Here is a 6,024-nt window from a genome sequence, read left to right as displayed (position 1 = left end):
ACCTATTTGTTACATGATGAAAAAAAATGAAAGTTTTTCAAATAAAAACAAGCTCTGTAAGGTCGATAAAAAAGTCTCGTCTATATATAAGGTATAAAATAGAAATTACCAAATCATAAAATCAATAACGATAATCCCGTAAAGAAGGATAGTCTATTATAGTAATTAGTGATCCCTTTGTTTTGATATATCCATCCTTTTTAAACTCACTCAAAATACGAATCACTGATTCTGTGGCGGTACCCACCATACTGGCCAACTCATCTCTTGTTACAGTAACCTCTACACGCTCTGCCAACTCCTCTTTATATTTAAGGTATAACTTAGATAAAGCATTGGCAACTCGTTTACGCACTGTATTGTATGCAAGACTAACCAGTTCATTTTCTTTTTCTAAAATATCGCCCGCTAAAAGCTTAATGAAATTTATCGAAACATCTTTATTCGACAGCACCAATTGCTCAAAATCTTCTTTATTAATTAAAGCAAGTTTAGCCCCCTCAATAGCAACAGCATAGTCCTTATAACACTCACTGGACAAAAGATCGATATATCCAAAGAAATCTCCAGGCCCATAAAGTCCAGTCACTAACTCCTTATCGTCCTGTGTCACCTTAAAACTCCTAACATGGCCTTCTTTTACATAATACAACCACTTTGGGGTATCTCCTTCAGAATAAACCCCTTCTCTTCTTCCGATTGTTTTAACTTGAGCACTATCTTTGAGACCATCTAACCCTGTTAAATCGCAAACAGCATCTTGAAACCCCTTCCACTTATCGTTAGACTCCATAACCGCTTCAAAACGTTGTCGTTTTTTCAATCTAGATTCGATGGCTTCTAAGAGTTCTATTTCCTCAAAGGGCTTAGTAACATAATCATCAGCTCCTAAATTCATCCCTTTACGAAGATCTTGACGTTCTGTTTTTGCTGAAAGGAAAATAAAAGGTATTCCACGAGTTTCTGGAATTTTACTTAAATAATAAAGCACTCCATAACCGTCAAGTTCCGGCATCATAATATCACAGACAATAATATCTGGTAATTCTTTTTTAACAAGTTCTACTCCTACTTTACCATTTTCAGCTGACAACACTTGATAATCTGCTAGCTCTAATATCTCTTCGATATTTTCTCGCATTTCATTATTGTCCTCTATTAAAACAATCTTCGTCATGGTTAAATTTATGATTACAAATTTTCTTTCGGCAAAGTAATAAAAAATATCGTTCCCTCCCCTTCTTTTGACTCAAATGAAATCTTTCCTTTCAATAATTCCAGGTACCTCACTACAATATTTAACCCTAATCCAGTTCCTTCAATGTTAATAACATTACCTGCCCTAAAAAACCTAGAGAACAGATTTTTCTGATCTTTTTGAGGAATCCCCACCCCAAAATCTTGAACTGATATTCTCACCCCTTTATACAAGTCTTCTAAGGTCACAATTATTTCACCATCCTCTCTAGAGTACTTTATAGCATTCGACAACATATTTAACATTGTATTTTTCAAAAGCTTTCCATCTGTTTTAATGGTCAATTTTTCTGGCCCCTCATAACGAATAAACTGTTTTGGTTTTATTATGCTGGTCATTTCATCAAAAGCTTCATGTAATAGTGTCGGCACACAACACAGTTCTGAATTAACACTCACATTACCTGACTCCAACTTCTCAAATGATAAAAAGTCATTTAAGATAGAAGTCAGATTACGAACAGAACTTTTAATTCTATCTACATGCTTTACAATCTTTTCGAACTCTTGCCTTTCATGATATTTATGGATCAAACTTGCCGAAGAATTAATTGTAGAAAGTGGCGTTCGAAATTCATGCGAAGCCATTGAGACAAATCTTGACTTCATTTCTGTTAACTCTCGTTCTTTATGAAGTGTTTCTTCTAATTTCTTAGCGACTTGTTTTTCAGAGGTTACGTTACGCTCAACAACCAGTATCTTATTCACTTCCCTGCTTTCATCCGACAATGGAACAGCATTGATTGCGTATATTCTATCTTCCACAACCACCTCGAAGCTTTTCGGTTCACCCTTAAAAACTTTATCCAATTCTTCTTTCACCAAGGTTCTTGCACGAGGATCTATTCTACTCAGATAATCCAACCCTATAAGATCTGAAGTTTCAATTCCTAGCTCATACAACCCTTGTCCTTCTGCAAAAAGATATTTATAGGTTTTATCGAAAATACTGATTACTCCACTAGGGAAATTACGTGCAATGGACTTGTACAACCGCTCACTCTCTCTCAATTCTTCAGTTCGTTCCTTAACTTTTTGCTCCAGTGACTCTCGTAGCTTCTGGAGTTTCAATTCACTTTCTCTACGCTCGGTCACATCAGACACCAAGGCCACAACATAACTTTCTCCTCCAGCGCTTACAAATGGATTTAAACTCACTTGAACAGGAAATTCACTTCCATCTTTGCGCACCCCATCAAGTTTTAAAGACGACCCCATGGGTCTGCTTGTTGGACGCTTACTATAATTATCTCGATGATTTTTATGCCCTCCTCTCGCCCTCATTGGAACGAGAACTTCTATCCGCTGACCTATCAAATCAGCCTTATCATATCCAAACATCAAAGCTCCGGTTTTATTGGCTTCAACAATTACACCATCTTTATCAACCAATATCAACCCTTCCTGAATTGCTCCAAAAAGTATTTCGTATAAACTTTTCTTTAAATCCATCATTATTTTTTTAGGGCTGTAATTATTTGTTTCATTTCTACCGCTTCCTTTACATCATGCACACGAATTATTGATGCGTTTTTTATGAATGCCAATGTATTGAGAACAGTTGTTCCATTCAAAGCTTCTTTCGGTCCTACACCCAGCAACTTATATATCATTGACTTGCGCGAAACTCCAACCAATATTGGGCACTCAAGCGATTTTAAAAAATCAAGATTTTCAAACAATTCGTAATTTTGCTCTAAATCCTTTGCAAATCCAAAACCTGGATCTATAATAATATCTTTTACCCCTTTTTTTCTCAACCCCATCACTGAATGACTCAATTCTTTACACGTTTCCATGACCACATCATTATACTCACAGAGGGTTTGCATATTTCCAGCATCACCACGGCTATGCATTAAAATATAAGGGACATCTAATTCTGCTACCGTATCAAACATTTGCTCATCAAATCTTCCACCGTAAACATCATTCACAATGTGGGCTCCTGCAAGAACAGCCTCACGAGCAACCGTTGAGCGAAAGGTGTCAACACTCACCAAAACATCTGGATAACGGCAGTTAATTTCTCTAATCACAGGAATAACACGCTTCAACTCTTCTTCAGTAGAAAGCAGGTCAGCATTTGGTCGGGTTGATACTCCTCCTACATCTATGATATCAACACCAGCTGCAATGATTTCTTTAACCCACTTCATAGCCTTTTCGACATCTCTATTCCTACTGTTTTGAAAAAAAGAATCTGGGGTAACATTTAATATCCCCATCACAAGTGGTGAATTAAGATTAAGTAATTTATCCTGTGACTTAAACCCTTTAATTAAGTCATATTTATTATCTTTCCCCACTATAAATACTTTTTACTTTAAAAATGTCTGAAACTGTCGAACAATATACAAAAGTTATTTCCAAATGTCGCGAAATATTTGAAAAGAAAACTCAAGACTATGGGACCGCTTGGAGAATCCTAAGAACGAGCTCTTTAACCGACCAAATATTTATAAAAGCTCAACGAATCCGGACCATTCAAGAAACAGGAGAGAACAAAGTTGGAGAGGATATAGAGGGCGAATTTATAGGAATAATTAACTACTGCATAATGGCTGTTATTCAAATCGAGGAAGGCGAAAACCTCCCTTTAGAAATTTCACCTGAAAAGGCAGGTCAACTATATAACAAATACTCTGAAGTGGCCCTCACATTAATGAAAAACAAAAACCATGATTATGGTGAAGCATGGCGAGACATGCGCGTCAGTTCATTAACAGATTTAATTTTAATGAAATTGCTTCGTGTTAAACAAATTGAGGACAACAAAGGTAAAACAATCATCAGTGAAGGTATAGATGCCAACTACTACGACATGCTAAACTACGCGGTATTTGCGCTAATTCATTTAACATTTAAAAACGAAGGAAATGCTTAATAACACTAAATATTCACTTTCTGGAAAGTCACTTATCTTAAATATCATAGTGATAGCCCTTAATTTACTAGGGTTGAGTTTTTTAGTCATGGGCTATCATCCCTCCTTTGAGGAAAGCTCTTTAATTTTCAAAGTTCTGGGTTACGGAATCATGGTTGCTACTTTGGTTGCTGCTTTCTTGTTAGAAGGTTGGCTGTTATTTGCTTATGTCGCCCGTGTTTTAGTAGGAGGTTTGTTCATCGTTTCTGGATTAATAAAAGCCAATGACCCCAAAGGGTTTGCCTACAAATTGGAAGAGTATTTTGAAGATGGTGCACTGGCTTACCGAATTAAAGAATGGTTTAATTGGGAAACATTCTCCCTTGAGTTTTTCATCGAGCATGCTTTATTGCTCAGTGTTTTGATTTGTATTTTCGAGATTGTATTAGGTGCATTGGTATTGTTAGGCGCAAAAATGAGGGCTTCATCTTGGCTGATGTTAGTCATGATGCTCTTTTTCACCTTTTTAACGTGGCATACCAAAGAATGTGATCCACACACTACATTTACGGATGTTGACACCTATGCAATTGATTCATCTGCTGCTATGGCAAAGATACCACAAGCTCAAGAAAATGAAAATATTACTATCCTAGAGCAAAATGCTGATTTTGTTACCATTCGTGAAGTTAAAAAACCTCAATGTGTTGATGATTGTGGATGCTTTGGAGACGCCATGAAAGGTTCAATTGGAAGGTCTTTGACTCCTGCAGAGAGTTTTTGGAAAGACATTGTACTCCTTTATTTAGTGGTAATCATCTTTATTTCAAGAAGAAGAATCTCCAATAACAATGGACGTGAAAACATCGTAATGATCACATTAGGATTAGTATTTATCAGTTTCTTCTCCTATATTTTCACATGGAGTTTTCCAATTTTATTTGGATTAGCATCCTTACTTTTGGCTTTATGGATCAGAAGAACGGGTGGTCGTATCCTTGGAAATGATTGGGGAATGATATTAATGCTGACCATTATCTGTTCTATCTTTGTCACCTATGTATTAATGTACTTGCCGCTTCGCGATTATCGCCCTTATCATGTTGGAAGCAACTTAATTGAACGCATGTCTGACGGTAGAGAGGGACAATATGAAAACTTGATGGTTTATACTCACAACACTACAGGTCAAGACACCTTATTAACCGATTTAAATGAGAGCACAAAAGCCATTTGGGGAGACACTGAGAATTGGAAGTTTTCTAAAAGAGAAACCATCACCATTGTACCACAAATTCTACATTCTATTCAACAGTTTGAACCAGGAATAAGTGTAGATGGATTAACCACAGTTGAAAAGGAGTTTGCTCCTATTGCTGAAATTCTAGAAAATAATCAGGCCCAATACATTGATGTCATTGATAAGAACACTGGAGACAGATATCCAATGTCACTCCAAGATTTCTATTTGCCAGATATTGACACTTCAATTTACGCTATCGGCGATACAATCCTGCGTTTAGACGAATCTTTAACCGACATTAATCTAAAGGATTTTATTCTAGCACAAGAGCAAATACTATTGATATTCAGTCGTGATTTATCAAAAGGTAATTTTAGCCGAATTTCACGTTTGAAAGAAATCAATGAGAACGCCAAAGAACACAACATTCCTGTAATTATGATTTCAACAGCATCAAAAGAGGATGTTATAGCCTTTAGGGAAGAAACAGGATTAATTGTTCCAACGGTTCAAAATGATGAAATTGAAATTAAAGCAATCACCCGTTCAAATCCAACATTAATGGTATTGAAAAAAGGTGTGGTTAACGGAAAGTTCCCTTTCCGCTCTACTCCATCTTGGGAATGGTTAATTAAAAACAGTATTAAAGTCGATTAAG

The 6,024-nt window shown here is 36.3% G+C and carries 5 protein-coding genes; 2 read left to right on the top strand and 3 right to left on the bottom strand.

From position 1 onward, the window contains the following. Nucleotides 1–121: 121 nt before the first annotated feature. From ACN0U3_RS13645 to folP, 3 genes are read right to left on the bottom strand one after another with little or no spacing between them, the layout of a single operon-like run. On the bottom strand, nucleotides 122–1,177 hold the full coding sequence (locus ACN0U3_RS13645) for a response regulator (protein WP_299203162.1): 1,056 nt from the start codon (nucleotides 1,175–1,177) through the stop codon (nucleotides 122–124). Between the two features lie 14 nt (nucleotides 1,178–1,191). After that, a complete protein-coding gene (locus ACN0U3_RS13640) occupies nucleotides 1,192–2,709 on the bottom strand; it encodes an ATP-binding protein (RefSeq protein WP_417266657.1) in 1,518 nt (505 codons plus the stop codon). Nucleotides 2,710–2,711: 2 nt separating this feature from the next. Next, entirely contained in the window at nucleotides 2,712–3,566 is an 855-nt protein-coding gene (gene folP / locus ACN0U3_RS13635; RefSeq protein ID WP_417266656.1) for a dihydropteroate synthase, read from the bottom strand. A gap of 23 nt (nucleotides 3,567–3,589) precedes the next feature. Here folP and ACN0U3_RS13630 point away from each other — a divergent pair, with 23 nt between their 5' ends. Next, nucleotides 3,590–4,144, top strand: coding sequence for a DUF1599 domain-containing protein (locus ACN0U3_RS13630; RefSeq protein ID WP_417266655.1), 555 nt, complete (start codon nucleotides 3,590–3,592; stop codon nucleotides 4,142–4,144). Next, the gene (locus ACN0U3_RS13625; protein ID WP_417266654.1) at nucleotides 4,137–6,023 is read left to right on the top strand and encodes a DoxX family protein; all 1,887 of its coding nucleotides are present in this window, start codon (nucleotides 4,137–4,139) and stop codon (nucleotides 6,021–6,023) included. Before ACN0U3_RS13630 ends, ACN0U3_RS13625 begins: the two co-directional genes overlap by 8 nt. Nucleotide 6,024 lies beyond the last annotated feature (1 nt).

It is taken from the genome of Brumimicrobium sp. (assembly GCF_048268645.1).
In the GTDB taxonomy this organism is placed as follows: domain Bacteria; phylum Bacteroidota; class Bacteroidia; order Flavobacteriales_D; family Crocinitomicaceae; genus Brumimicrobium; species Brumimicrobium ulvae.
The sequence above is the reverse complement of the archived record's forward strand: the minus strand, read 5'-3'. Positions and strand labels throughout refer to the sequence as shown.

Excerpts from the sequence above, each read along its gene's own strand:
- ACN0U3_RS13645 (WP_299203162.1), bottom strand. The coding sequence starts at position 1,177 with ATGACGAAGATTGTTTTAATAGAGGACAATAATGAAATGCGAGAAAAT.
- ACN0U3_RS13640 (WP_417266657.1), bottom strand. The coding sequence starts at position 2,709 with ATGGATTTAAAGAAAAGTTTATACGAAATACTTTTTGGAGCAATTCAG.
- ACN0U3_RS13630 (WP_417266655.1), top strand. The coding sequence starts at position 3,590 with ATGTCTGAAACTGTCGAACAATATACAAAAGTTATTTCCAAATGTCGC.
- ACN0U3_RS13625 (WP_417266654.1), top strand. The coding sequence starts at position 4,137 with ATGCTTAATAACACTAAATATTCACTTTCTGGAAAGTCACTTATCTTA.